This window comes from Hymenobacter lapidiphilus (genome assembly GCF_003417065.2).
Classification (GTDB): Bacteria; Bacteroidota; Bacteroidia; order Cytophagales; family Hymenobacteraceae; genus Hymenobacter.
In genome coordinates, this window is sequence record NZ_QVLT01000044.1 from 14,567 (window position 1) to 30,687 (window position 16,121).

16 protein-coding genes are annotated in these 16,121 nt (G+C 62.7%); 6 read left to right on the top strand and 10 right to left on the bottom strand.

All coding sequences use genetic code 11. The features are described 5' to 3' along the window. Positions 1 to 64 precede the first annotated feature (64 nt). The 3 genes from D0N36_RS17780 to D0N36_RS17790 all read left to right on the top strand — a co-directional run bounded on the left by D0N36_RS17780 (position 65) and on the right by D0N36_RS17790 (position 3,705). Positions 65 to 730, top strand: coding sequence for a YiiX family permuted papain-like enzyme (locus D0N36_RS17780; RefSeq protein ID WP_116943173.1), 666 nt, complete (start codon positions 65 to 67; stop codon positions 728 to 730). A 300-nt stretch (positions 731 to 1,030) separates the two neighbouring features. Further along, positions 1,031 to 1,606 carry a hypothetical protein gene (locus tag D0N36_RS17785; protein ID WP_116943174.1) on the top strand — a complete coding sequence of 192 codons (576 nt, stop codon included), beginning with the start codon at positions 1,031 to 1,033 and terminating at the stop codon, positions 1,604 to 1,606. A gap of 29 nt (positions 1,607 to 1,635) precedes the next feature. Beyond that, a complete protein-coding gene (locus D0N36_RS17790) occupies positions 1,636 to 3,705 on the top strand; it encodes a zinc ribbon domain-containing protein (RefSeq protein ID WP_116943175.1) in 2,070 nt (689 codons plus the stop codon). A 115-nt stretch (positions 3,706 to 3,820) separates the two neighbouring features. Here D0N36_RS17790 and lpxB read toward each other — a convergent pair whose 3' ends face one another. From lpxB to D0N36_RS17810, 4 genes are read right to left on the bottom strand one after another with little or no spacing between them, the layout of a single operon-like run. Next, entirely contained in the window at positions 3,821 to 4,942 is a 1,122-nt protein-coding gene (gene lpxB, locus D0N36_RS17795) for a lipid-A-disaccharide synthase (protein WP_116943176.1), read from the bottom strand. 58 nt (positions 4,943 to 5,000) lie between these two features. Next, the gene (locus D0N36_RS17800; protein ID WP_116943177.1) at positions 5,001 to 5,420 is read right to left on the bottom strand and encodes a 6-pyruvoyl trahydropterin synthase family protein; all 420 of its coding nucleotides are present in this window, start codon (positions 5,418 to 5,420) and stop codon (positions 5,001 to 5,003) included. 26 nt (positions 5,421 to 5,446) lie between these two features. After that, positions 5,447 to 6,448, bottom strand: a complete 1,002-nt coding sequence (locus D0N36_RS17805; RefSeq protein WP_116943178.1) for a FecCD family ABC transporter permease — start codon at positions 6,446 to 6,448, stop codon at positions 5,447 to 5,449. A 58-nt stretch (positions 6,449 to 6,506) separates the two neighbouring features. Beyond that, positions 6,507 to 7,424, bottom strand: coding sequence for an ABC transporter substrate-binding protein (locus D0N36_RS17810; RefSeq protein WP_116943179.1), 918 nt, complete (start codon positions 7,422 to 7,424; stop codon positions 6,507 to 6,509). A 226-nt stretch (positions 7,425 to 7,650) separates the two neighbouring features. Between D0N36_RS17810 and rfaD the strand changes: the two genes are divergently transcribed. Both rfaD and D0N36_RS17820 read left to right on the top strand, forming a co-directional pair. Further along, on the top strand, positions 7,651 to 8,616 hold the full coding sequence (gene rfaD, locus D0N36_RS17815; RefSeq protein WP_116943180.1) for an ADP-glyceromanno-heptose 6-epimerase: 966 nt from the start codon (positions 7,651 to 7,653) through the stop codon (positions 8,614 to 8,616). A 303-nt stretch (positions 8,617 to 8,919) separates the two neighbouring features. Next, positions 8,920 to 10,332: an FAD/NAD(P)-binding protein gene (locus tag D0N36_RS17820; RefSeq protein ID WP_116943181.1), complete on the top strand. Its 1,413-nt coding sequence runs from the start codon at positions 8,920 to 8,922 to the stop codon at positions 10,330 to 10,332. An 87-nt stretch (positions 10,333 to 10,419) separates the two neighbouring features. Here the strand turns inward: D0N36_RS17820 and D0N36_RS17825 are convergent, their stop codons facing one another. The 4 genes from D0N36_RS17825 to D0N36_RS17840 form a co-directional block, all read right to left on the bottom strand. Further along, complete coding sequence (locus D0N36_RS17825; RefSeq protein WP_116943182.1) at positions 10,420 to 10,707, bottom strand: hypothetical protein; 288 nt, start codon at positions 10,705 to 10,707, stop codon at positions 10,420 to 10,422. A gap of 50 nt (positions 10,708 to 10,757) precedes the next feature. Beyond that, the gene (locus D0N36_RS17830; protein ID WP_242478988.1) at positions 10,758 to 11,822 is read right to left on the bottom strand and encodes a zinc-binding dehydrogenase; all 1,065 of its coding nucleotides are present in this window, start codon (positions 11,820 to 11,822) and stop codon (positions 10,758 to 10,760) included. Positions 11,823 to 11,981: 159 nt separating this feature from the next. Next, on the bottom strand, positions 11,982 to 12,380 hold the full coding sequence (locus tag D0N36_RS17835; protein ID WP_116943183.1) for a thiol-disulfide oxidoreductase DCC family protein: 399 nt from the start codon (positions 12,378 to 12,380) through the stop codon (positions 11,982 to 11,984). A 34-nt stretch (positions 12,381 to 12,414) separates the two neighbouring features. After that, positions 12,415 to 13,122: a Dph6-related ATP pyrophosphatase gene (locus tag D0N36_RS17840; protein ID WP_242478989.1), complete on the bottom strand. Its 708-nt coding sequence runs from the start codon at positions 13,120 to 13,122 to the stop codon at positions 12,415 to 12,417. A gap of 89 nt (positions 13,123 to 13,211) precedes the next feature. Here D0N36_RS17840 and D0N36_RS17845 point away from each other — a divergent pair, with 89 nt between their 5' ends. Next, entirely contained in the window at positions 13,212 to 13,529 is a 318-nt protein-coding gene (locus D0N36_RS17845; protein WP_147320971.1) for a hypothetical protein, read from the top strand. A 149-nt stretch (positions 13,530 to 13,678) separates the two neighbouring features. Here D0N36_RS17845 and D0N36_RS17850 read toward each other — a convergent pair whose 3' ends face one another. Next, on the bottom strand, positions 13,679 to 14,188 hold the full coding sequence (locus D0N36_RS17850) for a DUF4126 family protein (RefSeq protein WP_116943185.1): 510 nt from the start codon (positions 14,186 to 14,188) through the stop codon (positions 13,679 to 13,681). A 92-nt stretch (positions 14,189 to 14,280) separates the two neighbouring features. Beyond that, positions 14,281 to 16,121: DUF885 domain-containing protein (locus tag D0N36_RS17855; protein WP_317191501.1), on the bottom strand; the 1,841-nt coding region annotated here is incomplete at its 5' end.

Genomic DNA, 16,121 nt, shown 5'->3' on the forward strand with positions numbered 1-16,121 from the left:
AGGACCGGCTACTGCATAACTGTGGTACCAGCCAGCAACTGATTCCTGCTATAACCAAGCTGCTATGCGCCGACTGCTCCTATTGGTTTTGCTGTCTGCTCTTACGCTGGCCGCTTACCCACGTGCCCAGCGTTACTTTAATCGTTACCAAGCCACCTGGGCAGCCAGTATTACCGTGGCAAAAATTGCTCCCCGGCTGCAGAACGGCGACCTGATTTTCCAGACTTCGCAGTCGGCCCAGAGTCGGGCCATCCAGCTGGCCACGCACTCGGCCTACAGCCACTGCGGCATTCTGTTTCAGAAAGAAGGCGAATGGCGCGTATTTGAAGCCGTGCAGCCGGTAAGCGACACCTCGTTGGCTGCTTGGGTGGCCCGCGGGAAAAACGGCCAGTTCATTGTCAAGCGCCTGCGCGACGCCGAAACCGTGCTGACGCCGCCCGTGCTGCGCAAGCTGCGGGCCGCCGGCGAGCAGTACCAGGGGCTGAACTACGACCTATACTTTGGCTGGTCGGATGAGCGCATCTACTGCTCGGAGCTGCTCTGGAAGTTGTATCAGCAGGCAACAGGACGCGAAATCGGCAAGCTCCAGCAGCTGCGCGAGTTCGACCTCTCCCACCCGACCGTGCAGGCCAAAATGCGCGAGCGGTATAGCAATAAGCTACCGCTGGATGAGCGGGTAATTTCGCCGGTCCGGATGATGAAAAGTCCGGAGCTGGTAACGGTGCGGTGAACTTATCAAACCACTGGCCGTCCATTAAGCCGGTGTATTGCGCACGAATTTAGTCCAGAGTTGGGCGCCTGTGAGTTGCCAGCGCACTGTTCAATAACGCGCCAAATCTCATAGTACCTGAACTGATGCAGCAATGAAATCCGGCGGTATGCGAGCCTTGGCTGCGTACCGCCGTTCAGTTATTGGGCAATGAGCATCCTACCGCATCCTTGCTTGATGGACAAGACCAATTTTGCACGCGCTTACCTGCCTCATTTTCACCTATCTTACCGGCCTTCCACGTCCCCTTTATCTTCCCTTATGGATTCCGGTTTTACCCTATTAGAACGCAACATCCTCAAGGCCAAAGGCCTGACGGACGATCAGCTCACCAGCCTGGTTGAAATGGGCGTAAGCAGCCGCGCCAGTTTCAGCGAGGTCGGCACCGTGCTCACATTGCTGGAGCTACTGCCCGAACTCGACCCGGCCGTAGCCACGCGGGCGCTGGAGTGGGCCGTACCGACCGCGGCAGCAGCCGAAGCGCCGGCCCCCCCCACGTCCATAGTAGCCCCAACCATCAACGTCGACTCCTCCGACGCGGTGTTCTGCGCCAGCTGCCAATACAAGCAGCCCAAAGACTACACCCCCGGCGACTTGTGCGTAAACTGTGGGCGGCAGGCCGAACCCATCGAGCAGTGCTTCTGGTGCGGCGCCAGCGGCCCCGGCCGCCGCTGCCGCAACTGCGGCGCCGTGTTCGTGCCGGTAGCCGAACTGCCCCTGGCCCTGTTGCTGCGCCGCGATGGGCTGGCCAAGGATGATATTCCGCGCCGCCTGGCCGAATCCACTCCCGAAGAGAAAGACCAGCTGTGGGGGCGCGTCCGCCGAGCCCGAATCTAATTATTAGGTAGTCAGCCGGTCGAAGATTTATGCGCGCTACTTGTGAGAATTGCGGCCAGGTACAGCCCCCCGACTGGAAACCCGGCGACCTGTGCGGCCACTGCGGCCACGCCGTGCGCCGCGAAAAACGCTGCCATTGGTGCACCGAGCTAACGCCCGAGGGCAACTTCTGCCGCCAGTGCGGGGCCGGCCTGGTGCCCGACGAGCGGTACGGGGCCGCCCGCTGGCTCAAGCACCTAGGCTCCGATCAGTTTGTGATACCCGAGCGGCTGGCGGCCATGCCCGCCGAGCAGGCCGACCATTTCAACCGCCTCTATCAGGGCCACGCGATGGTGATCGAGCGCCATATCGACGACCTCGTGCGGGCCGAAAGCCAACTCCGGCAGCGGGGCTGGGCCCAGGGGCTCGAAGCGCATCTGCTGCCGCTGCTGCCCATGCCCGACGACCAGCTGCAGGCCCTGCAACTGCCCCCGCACCAGGGCACCACCGAGGCCGAAAAGCTACTTGAAACCCGCCTCAACTCGCCCTTCAGCAGCACCCGGACGCTGGCCGCCCTGGCCCGCCTGCGCATCTGGGCCCTGGAGCCTACTGCCTACGACGAGGCCTACTACCCCGATATCGAGCTGGCGCACGCGGCCCTGACACTGGACGATGCAGCCCTGCGCCTGGAAGCAGCCTTGGTGCTGAGCCACTGGCACTTCCTGGCCAACCTGCACTTTCGGATTTATGATACCGAGCTCCGCCCCGCGCTTCACGCGATACAGGACCAGCTGCCGCTCGAAGCCGCGGTAGGACTCGCGTTGCTGGCCACGGCCTGGGGCCGGCAGCCCGAACCCATTCCGGCCGAGGCGCTGACCACTGGCGACGACGACCTGGCTTTTGGGGTGGCGTTGGCCGCTGCTTTGCCCGACCCATTGCACGCGGCGTTGCGCAGCCCCCGCCGGCAGTTTGCCGCGGCCCTGGTACTGCTGAAAACGGATCAGGAGTTTGAACTGGGCCCTTTACTGGCAGGATTCGACGACCAACGGCTTGTCACGCTGTTTAGCGTTATGCTGCGCAGTGGGATGCCGCGCCTGCGGATTCGGCCTTTTCTGCAGCCGCTGCTGCGGCGCACCGACCTGTCGGACGAGCTGCGGGGTACGCTGCAAAATATGCGGGTTCTCAACCTGGAGCCCGGCGATGCCCGCGAATTAGTGCGCGAGACGGTAGCCGACCCCAGCACGTACCGGTTTGGTCAGGACTGCTCCTACATCAATTCCGTTCTTGGCTGGCCCGCACTGCCGCCCGGCGATGTTCGGGAGCTGGCCCAGGACCTGATTGAGCGCGACCTGTTCCTGTTTGATAAGCTGCCGGCGCTCCGGACCCTGCTGGAGCAGCAGGGTCTGCCCATGCAGCTGATTTTCGACAACCTGCGCACCGCCCCCGAAGGAGCCTACCCCGGTCTGCTGGAGATGATTAAGTACTGGCTCGCGGCGGCGCCCCGCGCCGAGCAGTTACGGCTGCATCAGTTTCTGCGCGACATTGTGCGGGTTGGCGATGCCGCTCCTAAAATTCAGAAACAGGTTTTCAGCAAACTGACCAGCTGGTACTACGGCACTTCCGACGACCCGGGCTCGCGCCTGGGGTTCACCGAGCGGGGGGCTACCACGTATTTCGCATCGGCAGAGGACTTTGTGGAGTACCTGGTAACGGGGCTGGAGAAGCAGGACGCGCTGGCGGCGCGTTGGGAGGAGTACAACTTCTTTGAGATGGACAAGCATTCGTACGACGTGCAGCGGCACTTGGAAGATTTGCTGGAAACCGTTGGCCGGGGCGAAGATGACCCAGCCGGGCGGACCGCCTTGCTGGCCCTGCTAGCGCCGCTGCCCACTTCCCTCATCGGCCGGCTGCGAAGCGTGCTGGTGCAGGTAGCCCAAAACGACCAGGCCACCGAGCTGGGCCGGCAGTGGGCCGTGGTGCTGCTGGGGCACCTTAGCCAGCACGCTCCCTGGCGCCAAGCCGCCCGCGCCGACCTAACCACGCTGCTCGCCGCTCCCGATAGCTACAGCAGTTCGGTGGCCTACATGCTCGAACTGGCCCTGGCGGACAAGTCGTCGTAAACCAAAGCTGGCAAGCGGCTTCCCCAAACCCTCGGGGAAACTGCTTGCCAGCTTTAATTTAGGGCAAATCCCATCAGTAGCCCAAATAGTATCGGGCGCCTGCCAACGGACAGGCTTACGCCGTCTTCGGCTCGCGCAGGTAGCCAACCATCAGCGCCGCGGCCTTCTTGGACGATTTCTGCTGGCCCAGCTTCTGCTGAATCTCGGTGTAGCCGGCTTTCTGCCGGGCAATAAAGTCCTCATCGGCGGTAATTTTTTTCAACTCGACTACCAGGTTGCGGGAGTTGAAATCGCCCTGGATAAGCTCCTTTACGACTTCGCGGCCCGCAATTAGGTTAACGAGCGAAATAAAGGGCACCTTGATAACGGCCTTGCCGATGGCATACGACACGGCGCTGGTGCGGTAGCACACCACCTGCGGAACCTTGAAAAGGGCCGTTTCGAGGGTGGCCGTGCCGCTGGTAACCAGGGCGGCCGTGGCGTGGGCCAGCAGGTCGTAGGTCTGATCGAAGAGGATGCGCACGTTGTTGCGCTCGAAGTGGGCGTAGTAGCCGCGTTCGAGGTTATCGACGCCGGCCACAATGAACTGGTAGTGGAGGAAAGGCGGCAGGATGGCCAGCATCTCGTAGAGCATCTCCTCGATTTCCTGCTTGCGTGAGCCCGGCAGCACCGCAATAATGGGCCGCTCGGGGTCGAGCTGGTTGCGCTGGTAAAAATCGGCCGCCTTCTGGTGCTCGCCCACGCTGTCGGCAATCGGATTGCCGATGTAATCGACCTTGTAATCGAAGCCCTGGTAAAACTCCTGCTCGAAGGGCAGAATCACGAACATGCGGTCGACCACCTTTTTCACCTGGTGCACCCGGCCCTGATTCCAGGCCCAGATTTTGGGCGAGATGTAGTAGAACACCTTCAGGCCGGCCTCCTTGGCGAACTTGGCCACCCGCATATTGAAGCCGGCGTAATCCACCAGAATCACCACATCGGGCTGCCAGGCCAGCAGGTCGCGCTGGCACTGCTTGAGGTAACCACGAAACTTGAGCACGCTGGTAGCCGCCTCCCAGAAACCCATAATGGCCATTTCCTGGTAATGGCGCACCATTTCGCCGCCTTCAGCCTGCATCAGGTCGCCGCCCCAGAAGCGGAACTCGGCCTCAGGGTCCTGCTGGCGCAGTTCCTGCATCAGGCTGGCCGCGTGAAAATCCCCGGACCGTTCGCCCGCTATCAGGTAGTACTTCATCTGTTTACTTAATGATATTTTTCTATGCTGCGACTATGAAGCATGACAGTTTCGACATTTACTCCTCCCCGAAATACTCCACGAAGTTGCGGGGTGTTTCGTAGAGCTTGAGCGAGTGCAGGCGGGCCGGAGAAATCTGCTCGATTTCGGGCTGCAGAATTTTCCAGAAGGCCACTACCAGGTTTTCGGTGCTGGCCAGCTGGCCGGCCATGAAGGGCACGTCGAGGTTGAGGTTTTTATGGTCGACCTGGTCGATGACGTGGGCGCGAATGAGGTTGCTAAGGTCCTTGAGGTCGATGACGAAGCCGGTTTCCGGGTCGGGCCGGCCCTTTACCGTCACAATGAGGTCGTAGTTGTGGCCGTGCCAGTTGACGTTGGCGCAGGGGCCGAACACTTCCGTGTTGCGCTCGTCGCTCCACTTGGGGTTGTGCAGCTTATGGGCGGCATTAAAGTGTTCCTGGCGGCTGATGTATATCATTTGTAAGGTATTGAGGGCTCAGGCTCCTAAGCCCCTTGTTTACGCAGCAAATATACGAAGAACGGTACGCCGAACAGGGCCGTGACCAGGCCCACGGGCAGGCCGGCTGGCGGATAGAGCACGCGGGCCAGCAGGTCGCACATCACCAGGAAATTACCGCCCAGCAGCGCGCAGAACAGCATATTGCCCCGGCCTACCGTGCCCAGCAGCCAGCGCGTGAGGTGCGGAATAACCAAACCGACAAACCCAATCGGCCCACACAACGCCACTACGGCCCCGGTAAGGCCTGAGGCAATGAGCAGTAGCAGCCAGCGCGTACGGGCCACCGACAGGCCCAACGCCGTGGCCCGCTCCTCGCCCAGCAACAGCAAATTCAGCTGGGGTCGCAGCAGCGCCAGCGCCCCCAAACCCAGCCCCACGGCGGCGGCCGGGTAGGGCAGCGTGGCCCAGCTAGCCCGCTCGAACCCGCCCAACGACCAGAACGTGATGGTGCGCAGCTTCTCCTCGGTGGCGGCCAGAAAAGTGAGCAGCCCGCCCACGGCCGTTACCAACGAGCCCATGGCCACGCCCGCCAGCAGCAGCAGCGTGGGCACTACGCGGCCCCGCCGGCTGCCAATCACCACCACTACCAACGTAACGCCCAGCGCCCCGAGCAGCGCCGCCAGCGGGGGCGCGTAGAGGCCCAATACCGTCATGCCGGGCAGAAACAGGAACGTGAGACTGGCCCCCAGCGCCCCGCCCGAGGCCGTACCGAGCAGGTAAGGGTCGGCCAGCGGGTTGTTCACCATGGCCTGCATCACGTAGCCGCTCACGGCCAGCCCGGCCCCAGCCAGCAACGCCAGCAGCAGCCGCGGCAGCCGCAGCTCGATGAGCACCAACTGGGCCGGGTCGCGGGCATCGTAGTGCAGCAGCGCCCGGCCAATCAGGGCGTAGTCGGTTTCGTAGCTGCCCACCCGCAAACCCACGGCCAGCAGGCCCGCCGTCAGCAGCAGGCTCGCCAGAATGTAGGGCAGCGCGGGACGAGACATTTGGGTGGTTTAGGGAACTGGGGGATATTGGGGAGGTAAGCTACCCACTGTCAGGGCATCACTTTATGAGCCCCCGCAGCTCCTTTACCGACTCGACTACCCGCGGACTGGGGCGCGACATCAGGTCGCCGGTGGGGGCGTAAACGCGGCGGTTCTGGTAGGCTTTGATGCGCTTGAGCTCGGGGTAGAGGCAAAAAAAAGTGCTATCGAGCTTGCCGAAGGAGCCGCCGAGCAGCACGTCGGGGTTGAGCTTGAGGATGTATTCGCGGGTGAGGGCCGGGTAGGGCTGGGCGAACTTCTCCACCACCGCATTCTGTCCGCCCGCTAGCCTGATTTTGTCCGTGAACAGGGTATTCTGGCCGTATACATAAATAGGGTCGGTCCAGGTGATGGCCAGCACGGTGGGCACCGCAGCCGATTTGGCCGACAATTCCGTGGCCTGCAGCTCGGCCTGCAGCGAATCGACCACCTGCTTGGCCTGGGCCGAGCGGCCCAGAATTCGGCCCAGGTCGGTGAGCCCCCGGAAAATATCCTCCACCTCTTCGTACTGCTGATAATACACTGGAATGCCCAGCTCCTGCAGGCGTTGGGCGTCGGCTTCGGAGGTGATGCCGGTGGTCGTGAAGATTACATCGGGCTTGAGGGCCACCAAGCGCTCCAGATCGAGCGGATAGCTGCTGATGACGGGCTTGCGCAGCGCGGCCGCTGGGTAGTCGCAGACCTGGGTGCGGGCCACGATGGTGGCCGTATCGGCCACGGCGTACAGCATTTCGGTCATGGAAGCCGCCAGGGCCATAATGCGGCGCGGGTGGGCCGGCACGGTCAGGGTCCGGCCCAGATCATCGCGCAGCTGCTGGGGGGCGGCGGTGGCTTCGGGCGGGGCCGTGGTGGCGGGCGTATCGGGGCGGCAGGCGGCCAGCAGCAACAGGAGCGGCAGGCTACACCCAAGCAGGCGGGCAGCAAATGAACGGGGCATACGCGCAAAGGTAACCGGCCGAAAGCATGCCCGAACTGTTATTCCCACATTCCGCGCATTGGGCGCCAGGAGGCGGCGGGCGGTGCCCAATGCGCGCTACGACTTCCAACCCGACTTGCGGCGCGGCCCGTACCAGGAGTTCCTGACCCGTTATCTTCCCCTAAACCCACCGGTTGCCGGCCATTCGCGGGCGGCTGGTTACTTTTGAACTTAAACTCTCTGCCTTATGATCGTCGTCACCGGAGCAGCCGGCTTTATTGCCAGTGCCCTCGTCGCCCGCCTCAACGCCGCCAATTTCAACGAAATTGTGGTGGTTGATAACTTCACCAACGAGCGGAAGCTGCTCAACCTTTCGGGCAAGCACCTGACGGAGTATGTGGACCGCGAGGAGTTTTTTCCCTGGCTCGATGAGCACCACGCCGACGTGGAGTTCATTTTCCACCTCGGGGCCCGCACCGACACCACCGAAGCCAACCGCGACCTGCTCAACGTCCTCAACCTGGAGTACTCCAAGCAGATGTGGCAGGCCTGCTGCCGCTACCAGCTGCCGCTGGTGTACGCCTCGTCGGCGGCCACCTACGGCTCGGGCACGCTGGGCTACTCCGACGACGATGTGCTGCTGCCGCTGCTGCGCCCGCTCAACCCCTACGGCGAGTCGAAAAACGACTTCGATAACTGGGCCGTGCAGCAGCCGGAGAAGCCGTTTTTCTGGGCTGGGCTGAAGTTTTTCAACGTGTACGGCCCCAACGAATACCACAAGGGCCGCATGGCTTCCGTCGTTCTACACGCCTTCCGCCAGATTCAGGAAACGGGCTCGATGACGCTGTTCCGCTCCCACAACCCCGACTTTGCCGACGGCGAGCAGCAGCGCGACTTCGTGTATGTGAAAGACGTGGTAGACGTGTGCATGTTTCTGATGCAGACCCGCCGCGCCTCGGGCATCTACAACCTGGGCACCGGCGAAGCCCGCACCTTCCTCGACCTGACGCTGAGCACTTTCGCCGCCCTCGACCGCACCGCCGACATCCACTTCCGCGACACGCCCGAAGACATCCGCGACACCTACCAGTACTTCACGCAGGCCGATATGAGCAAGCTGCGCGGCATCGGCTACGAGCGGCCTTTCACACGCCTCGAAGACGGCATCAACGATTACGTGCGCAATTACATGGTGCCCGGCACCTATTATTAACAGCTGTTACGCAGCTACAGCACGGTGTAGGGGCGGGGCTTGTCCGCGCCCGCCGTTTGCGTCGTTGAACAAAATCGTTGAAATGGTGCGAACGGCGGGCGGGGACAAGCCCCGCCCCTACGTCGTCCGACTTGTTTCAACGATTTCGTTCAGCGGCGGGCGGCAACTGTAGAACAGCAGGTATTATGCTGAACAAGCCGCAGTCAGGACCGCTTCTTACAACGTCCGACCGGCGGTACAAGTATTTTTTTAGCCGACAGTCCGGCGAGAATACTATCTTAAAAGCTCCTAACCAATCAGCCTATGCAGCGCAGGAGCATTACCATCATCGGCGGCGGTTTTTCAGGGTCGATGCTGGCCGTGCAGCTGGCCCGGCTGGCGGGGCAGCCTTTCCAGTGCGATGTGCATTTGGTGGAGCCGCGTCCCGCGCCGGGGCCGGGCCTGGCTTACACTGCGCGACGGTCGGAGTACCTGCTGAACGTACCCGCCAAGGCTCTGAGCGCGTTTCCGGAAGAGCCCGACCATTTCCAGAACTGGCTGCGCGTTACAGGGGCCGACCAAGACTGCCAGGCGGGCTTCTGTACCCGCCAGAGCTACGGCCGCTACCTGCAGCAGCTGGTGGGGCAAGTGCTGGAGTGGCCTTCCATGAACGGCATGAACTGCCAGTGGCACAACTCATCGGCGCAGAGCGTGGAGCCCAATCCCGACGGGCCAGGCGCCGTGGTGCGGCTGCGCAACGGACAGCTCATCCGCTCCGATCTGGTGGTGCTGGCCCTGGGCAATTTCCCGCCCGCCGTGCCCACACCCCTGCCCCACGACTACCTCAGCCACCGCGGTTACCACGGCAGCCCCTGGGCCTCCGGGGCGCTTTCGGGCATCAAGCCCACCGACGATGTGCTGCTGCTCGGCTCGGGCCTGACAGCCGTAGACGTGTTGCTTGGCCTGCGGGCCGATGGCCATCAGGGCCGCCTGACGGTGGCTTCGCAGCACGGCCGCTGGCCCGCCGCTGCCGTGCCCGGTGCCCCTTCCTACCCCAGCTTCTGGGCCACCGAGCTGGCCGGTCTGAGCAGCGTGGGCGCAGTGCTGCAAGTGGTGCGCCAGCATGTGGCCGCCGCCCAGGCCCAAGGCCTCCCCTGGCAGCCCGTGCTCGACTCGCTCCGACCCGATCTGCCGCGCATCTGGGCCGGCTGGCCACTGGCCGAGCAGTCGCGCTTTTTGCGCCATCTGGCCGGCATCTGGTCGGTGTTGCGCCACCGCAGCCCGCCCGGTAACGCCGAAATAATTGGGCAGCTGTTGGCTTCGGGCCGGGTGCAGCAGCTGCGGGGCCGGGCGCGCGAAATCGTGTCCACCGACGACGATTTGCTGGTAACCGTAAGCCGCGCCGGCCATCCCGACCAACAGCTTACGGCGCAGCACGTCATCACCTGCACCGGCCCGCTGCTCGACTACCGCCGCATTCAGGAGCCGCTGGTGGTGCAGCTGCGCGAAGCCGGCCAACTGGTACCCGACCCGCTGGGCCTGGGCATGCTGACTGATGCCGACGGTGCTTTGCTCGACGCCTCCAGCCAGGCCTCCGACATCCTGTTCACCATCGGCCCCAGCCGCCGCCCTGCCTACTTCGAATCGACGGCCGTGCCCGAGCTACGCGCCCAGGCCGTAACGCTGGCGCGCCTGCTGGGCCAGCGACTGCGCCAGCTGGAGGGTGCTGAGGTATAGCAATACGCCATTTTTCCGCTCACAAAAAGCCCCGCTCTCCAATTCGGAAGGCGCTTTTGTGAGCGGAAAAATGCCGGAGACGACTCTTTAGGCCGCCAACTCATCGGGATAATACAAGGGCAGCACGCGGGTATCAGTGCCGGGCTCAGGGAAGTGCAGCACGGGTAGCTCGGGGTACTGCTGGACTGCTACCGGGGCACCGCGGCGTAGGGCCCGCATGAGCAGATACTTATATCGCTCGGCGTCGGCCAGGGCAGCTTCCACAGCCTGCAGGGCGTCGGTATAGGCAACTACCGGCACCGATTCGACGGTTTCGCCGGTCGGGTACGTCAGCTCAAAAACCGGGCAGGCGAGGTATTCAGCAGGCATCTTCATAAGGCAGAAAACTTCGTAGTTAGCGGATATAAAGCTAACCAAATTAGCAGCTATTTAATTCCTTCTAAAGACGAAATTTTCTGCCTCAAAGATACATTCAGCGCCTGCTTTTCAGCCTTTATTTTTAGCACGATCTTACCGAACTGCACGCCCTCATCCATGCGGCGCAGGGCCTGCTCGCCCTCGGCCAGCGGGAAGGTTTCGTCGACTACCGGCACCAGCTTGTGCTGCTCCACCAAGTCCACCATATCGGCGAAGTCCTGCTCGGTGCCCATGGTAGAACCCAGCAGCGAAAGTTGCTTCCAGAACACCTTGCGGGCAGCCATATCGGGCACGTCGCCCTGGGTGGCGCCGTAGAACACGATGCGGCCCCCGGGCGCGGCGGCGTCAATCAGGTCGTTGAACCCGGGGCCGGCGGCGCTATCGATGATGAGGTCGAAGCCACCGCCGACCTGCTTGGTGAGCGTGGCGGGCCACTTTTCGGTTTTGTAGCTGATGCCGCCTTTGGCGCCCAGCGCCACGGCCCGGGTAATTTTCTCTTCCGAACTGGACGTGACCCAGACCTCGGCGCCCGCGGCTACCACCATTTGCAGGGCCAGCAGCGCCACGCCGCCGCCTACGCCGCTGATGAGCACCCGCTCGCAGGCCTGTACCTGCCCGCGGGTGAAGGCGGCCCGGTAGGCCGTCAGGCCACCCAACGGCAGGGCGGCGGCCTGCTCGAAGCTCAGGTGCGCCGGCTTGGCCCGCACGGCCGCGGCCGGCACGCACACGCATTCGGCGAAGGTGCCATCTGCGGGCAGCCCCAGAATCTGGAAGTCGCGGCCCTGGGCGCGGGGGTCGTCGCCCCAGCCCTGGCCGGAGTTGATGAGTACGGCTTGGTGTAGCAGGTTCTGCGGCGCGCCCTCACCGAGGGCCGTAACCGTGCCGGCGCCATCGGAACCGAGGATAACAGGGAACTTAAGGCCGGCGTACTGGCCCTTCTGGATCCAGACGTCGCGGTGGTTAAGGGCAGCGGCGTGCAGCTGCACCTGCACCTGCCCGGCCGCGGGCCTGGGCGTAGGTACCTTCTGCAGCGCCAGGGGCTGATCAATACCGGAAAGAACGAGAGCTTGCATGTAGTTAGGGGTTAGGGGTTAGGGGAAATACGAACGTCATGCTGAGCGCAGTCGAAGCATCTCTACCGCAATGGTAATCCTGCTGGCTGCAACGAAGCGGTAGAGATGCTTCGGCTATGGCTTCGCCTTTGCTCAGCATGACGTTCTACTTATTTTCCCCTATAGAAACCGGCTTTGCAATTCCGGGGTGGGGAGCCAGCAGGCATCTTGGCGGCCGAACCAGCGGTAACGGTAGCGGGCAATGAGGCGGTACACGGAGTCGCGCAGGGGGCCTGGGAACCAGCGGCCGGCGCGGGCCAGTGTCGCCCAGCGCCCGCCCAGCCGCGCCAGAATGCCCAGCGCCGCCGCCGAGTGCGTGTATGCCTGCCCATCGGCCAGCAGCACGACCGAGTCGGGTTCGGAGGGCGCGGGCAGTTGGTGGGCCTGCAGCAACTCCTGCCCCGCTGCCGACTGCAGGGCCGCAAACCGAAACTGCCCGGCCGCATCGTGCCGGATGATGAACTGCACAAATCCATTGCACAGGTTGCAGACGCCATCAAAGAGAATAACAGGAAGCATAGTTTTTAGCTGTTAGCGAAGTGAACGAAAGCGGTCAACTCTCAGCTAACAACAAATCCTGGAACCAGAAGGCGGCTTCGGGGGTGCTACTGCCGGCCGGGGCCGGGTAGGCGCGGCGCACCAGTTCGCCGCGCTGCACCTCAATGGGGCTTGAAAAGTACGGCGCATCATAAACGAAGCTATGATATTCGCCGTTTTCGCCGCACGAGTCTACGCCGGGGGGAAGGTCGCGCAGAAACTCGGCATCCAGCTCACGGCCGCAGAAGCTGCGGTCGAGGTGCTGCTCGTTTACGCATACCACTACGGCCCGGAAGCCCAGCGCCAGGTACTCGGCCAGCAGCTCGGCGTTGGGGCGTTGCCAGAGCGGGAATATGGCTTCCAGGCCCATTGTGGCCAGCTGCTGCTCGCGGTAGCGGCGCAAATCTTCCAGATGAATATCGCCGAATACCGACCGCACTACACCCCGGGCCTGCAGCGGGGCCAGGGTAGCGCGCATCAGCTGCTCGTAGGTGGCCATATCGGGGTTTTCGGGCAGCTGCAGCTGTGTCAGGGGCAGGCCGATGCGTTGGGCCTGGGCTTCGAGCAGTGCCTTGCGCACGCCGTGCATAGTTACGCGGCCGTGGTGGGCGTTTACGCTGGTGAGCAGGTCGGTAATGTGTAGGGCGGGGTTGCGCAGGGCGTGGTAAAGTGCCAGAGCCGAATCTTTGCCGCCGCTCCAGTTCATCAGCGTTGGAATAGCCATGCGGCGAAGGTACAACGCAACCCCGCCCCTGTCCGGCACGTTTGCCCGGTGAAGCTGTTTCCGACTTTTCTCTCCTGACCACTCTCCTTATGAATCGTGCGTTTTCCCTCTGCCTGATGGCCGCCCTCGGCCTCGGCCTCACTACCGCCTGCGACTACGACAATGGCCCCGGCAAGGAGCCGCAATTCAGCCAGGATTTCACGAAAGGCCAGGTAGCTACCGCCGCCGACACCGACCTTGATAGTGTAAGCCAGAGCCAGGATGCCTACACACCCATCGGCAAGGGCTCGGCAGCCGACCAGAAAATGTCCACAGATTCGGCTCTGGGGGCCACTCAACGCACTCCGCCTACCAGCTCGATGCCCCAATCGAACTCCGAAGTAAAGGCTACAACCCGCGAAAACTAACCCTGGCTCCGGCCACATCTACCTACCGGACTTTTCCGGCTTGCCACCCTTCTACCTCCTTCGTCCTTCCCTTACAAGCACAATGCCCCGCCGGACTATCCGGCGGGGCATTGTGCTTGATAACAGCTCTGTAACTATTTAGCGCCAGCCTACAAATTCCAGGCGCGGGGTTGGGTCTTGCCTACGTCGGTACCTTTGGTTAGGGCCAGGCCGGAGCCCAGCGTCAGCAAATCCTCGAAGCCGCCCACCAGGCCGCCTGGCAGACCCGACTCGATGGTGGCCTGCTTGCGCATGAAGAAGCTCAAATAACTGCCGGCCACAGCGGCCAGCACCCCCAACACGGCCCCGTTCAGGGCCTTATCGTGGTTGATGCGGAAGATGGTGGCCCCTACCAGCGCCCCCGAGGCGGCCCGGCCCAACAGGGCAACGGGCGCGATACGATTGGGGGTCTGGGGTAGCTTGTCGCCTACCATTTCGCCGGCGGCCAGCAGCTTGAGGCCCTGGGCCACCCAGGGCTTCTGCAGGTAGCGTAGCGGCGAGCCGGCCAGCGCCTTGGGGTGGTAGGTAAGCAGGTTGCTGCTCAACAGTGCCGGGGCCGTCATGCTCCGGAAGCCCGCCAGGGCACCCAGGCCCACGGTTTGCCAATGATATTTGGTCATAATAAAGCAGATAAAGCGTTAGGAAAGAAGGGAGTCTTTCCTAACGCAGCCCGCCGCTTTGTGGTTGGCAGAATACTCAAGCAGCACTGCCCCTACTTCTCGTTGGCGGCCCAAGTGTCCATTTTGCGCTCCAGCACGGCCAGCGGCATCACACCGTCGTGGAGTAGTTCATCGTGGAAGTCGCTGAGGTGGAAGTGGGCGCGGTTCTGGCCGGCATATTCTTCGCGCAGGCGGTTGGCGTTGCCACCCAGTTGCTGCTCATACTTCCGGCGCAGCTCCCGCAGTTTAAGGGCCCCTATTTTGTAGCTCAACGCCTGTCCCGGAATGGCCATGTAGCGCTCAATCTCGGCCGTGGCGCCCTCCTCACTGATGGCCTCATTGGCCATCATGTACCGAATAGCCTGCTCGCGGGTCATGTTTTTGGTGTGCATGGCCACATCGACCACCAGGCGCACGGCGCGGTGCATTTCGTCGCCCAATGAGCCCATGTACTGGTAGGGGTCGGTGTAGAGGCCCAGCTCCTTGCCCAGGCTTTCGGCGTACAGCGCCCAGCCCTCGCCCATGGCCCCATACCAGGCAAAGCGCCGGAACTTGGGCAGTTCGGTGTTTTCCTGCTGCAGCGAAATCTGGTAGTGGTGGCCCGGAATGGCCTCGTGCAGAAACAACGACTCCATGCCCGAGGTGATGTTGAACTTGGTGGCGTCGAGAATAGGGATGTAGAAGACGCCGGGTCGCGAGCCGTCGGGGGAGCCCTGGTTGTACTCGGCCGAAGCCGAGGCGGCGCGGAAGGCTTCCGTCTGGCGGATTTCGAACGGCGTTTTGGGCACCCGACTGAACATTTTCTTCAGGTTGGGCTCCATTTTGGCCTGAATAGCCCGGAACCCACCCAGCACTTCCTCGGGCGTTTTGTAGGGCATCAGCTCGGGGTTGGTTTTAAGGCTCTCGAAGAAGGCCTTCAGGTCGCCCTTAAAGCCTACCTGCGCCTTTACCTGCTCCATCTCGCTCCTGATGCGGGCCACTTCCTGAAGGCCGGTCTGATAGATTTCCTCCGGCGTTTTGTCGGTGGTCGTCCACGTTTTCACGAGGTAGCGGTACATTTCCGGGCCACCCGGAATGGCCGCAATGCCGGTGCTGGCGCGGGCTTTGGGCAGGTACTCGGTTTCGAGGAAGTCGCCCAGCTTTTTGTAGGCCGGCACCAGCTCCGTGAGGATGGCCGTTTGATAAGCCGCCGTGAGCCGCTTCTTATCGGCGGCCGGCAGGTTGGCGGGCAGTTTCTTGATGGGGCCGTAGAACAGGCTCTGCGTGGCGTCCTTGGTTTCCATGGCCCGCATCTGCGGAATCATTTTCAGCACCAGCGTGCGCGGCAGCACCACCCCGGCCTGCATGCCCTGCCGGAAGTTGGCAATGGCCGTATCGGTCCAGGCCGTGAAGCCATGCACGCGGCCCAGCCAGTTGTCGTAGTCCTGCACTGTTTTAAAAGGCTGCACGCCCTCGCCCGAGCCATACTGGCCCATGCTCAGCGGCAGGCCCCAGAACTGCTGGAAGGGTATCATCCAGGTATTGAGCTTGAGGCCTACGAGCTTGTTCTGCAGGTCGTACTCGAGAATATCGTAGCTGGTTTTATCGTTTACCGACAGCTTTTCGCGCTTGAACTGATGCAGACCGTCGAGGTATTTCTGGTAGAAGGCGCGTAGCTGCCCCCGAAACGCGCGGGTGCCGTCGTTGGGCAGCTGGTCGTTGAAGCGGTTGTCGCCCTGGGTGGTAGCATCCAGCGGAAACAGCCGGGAACTCTCCTCCCAATAATGCGCAAACAGCTGGTCAACGTCCTTTACGTTTTTCAGGTTGGGCGCGGTATAGGGCGCGCTTTCGTCGGTGGCGGGTTGCTGCTGGTTGCAGCCGGTTAGCAGGGCGGCGGCCAGCAGGCCAGTGAGGG

Coding starts and splice junctions, on each gene's coding strand:
- D0N36_RS17785 (WP_116943174.1), top strand. CDS start 1,031: ATGGATTCCGGTTTTACCCTATTAGAACGCAACATCCTCAAGGCCAAA.
- D0N36_RS17800 (WP_116943177.1), bottom strand. CDS start 5,420: ATGATATACATCAGCCGCCAGGAACACTTTAATGCCGCCCATAAGCTG.
- D0N36_RS17850 (WP_116943185.1), bottom strand. CDS start 14,188: ATGACCAAATATCATTGGCAAACCGTGGGCCTGGGTGCCCTGGCGGGC.
- D0N36_RS17835 (WP_116943183.1), bottom strand. CDS start 12,380: ATGCTTCCTGTTATTCTCTTTGATGGCGTCTGCAACCTGTGCAATGGA.
- D0N36_RS17845 (WP_147320971.1), top strand. CDS start 13,212: ATGAATCGTGCGTTTTCCCTCTGCCTGATGGCCGCCCTCGGCCTCGGC.
- D0N36_RS17810 (WP_116943179.1), bottom strand. CDS start 7,424: ATGCCCCGTTCATTTGCTGCCCGCCTGCTTGGGTGTAGCCTGCCGCTC.
- D0N36_RS17825 (WP_116943182.1), bottom strand. CDS start 10,707: ATGAAGATGCCTGCTGAATACCTCGCCTGCCCGGTTTTTGAGCTGACG.
- D0N36_RS17780 (WP_116943173.1), top strand. CDS start 65: ATGCGCCGACTGCTCCTATTGGTTTTGCTGTCTGCTCTTACGCTGGCC.
- rfaD (WP_116943180.1), top strand. CDS start 7,651: ATGATCGTCGTCACCGGAGCAGCCGGCTTTATTGCCAGTGCCCTCGTC.
- D0N36_RS17830 (WP_242478988.1), bottom strand. CDS start 11,822: ATGCAAGCTCTCGTTCTTTCCGGTATTGATCAGCCCCTGGCGCTGCAG.
- D0N36_RS17820 (WP_116943181.1), top strand. CDS start 8,920: ATGCAGCGCAGGAGCATTACCATCATCGGCGGCGGTTTTTCAGGGTCG.
- D0N36_RS17805 (WP_116943178.1), bottom strand. CDS start 6,448: ATGTCTCGTCCCGCGCTGCCCTACATTCTGGCGAGCCTGCTGCTGACG.
- lpxB (WP_116943176.1), bottom strand. CDS start 4,942: ATGAAGTACTACCTGATAGCGGGCGAACGGTCCGGGGATTTTCACGCG.
- D0N36_RS17790 (WP_116943175.1), top strand. CDS start 1,636: ATGCGCGCTACTTGTGAGAATTGCGGCCAGGTACAGCCCCCCGACTGG.
- D0N36_RS17840 (WP_242478989.1), bottom strand. CDS start 13,122: ATGGCTATTCCAACGCTGATGAACTGGAGCGGCGGCAAAGATTCGGCT.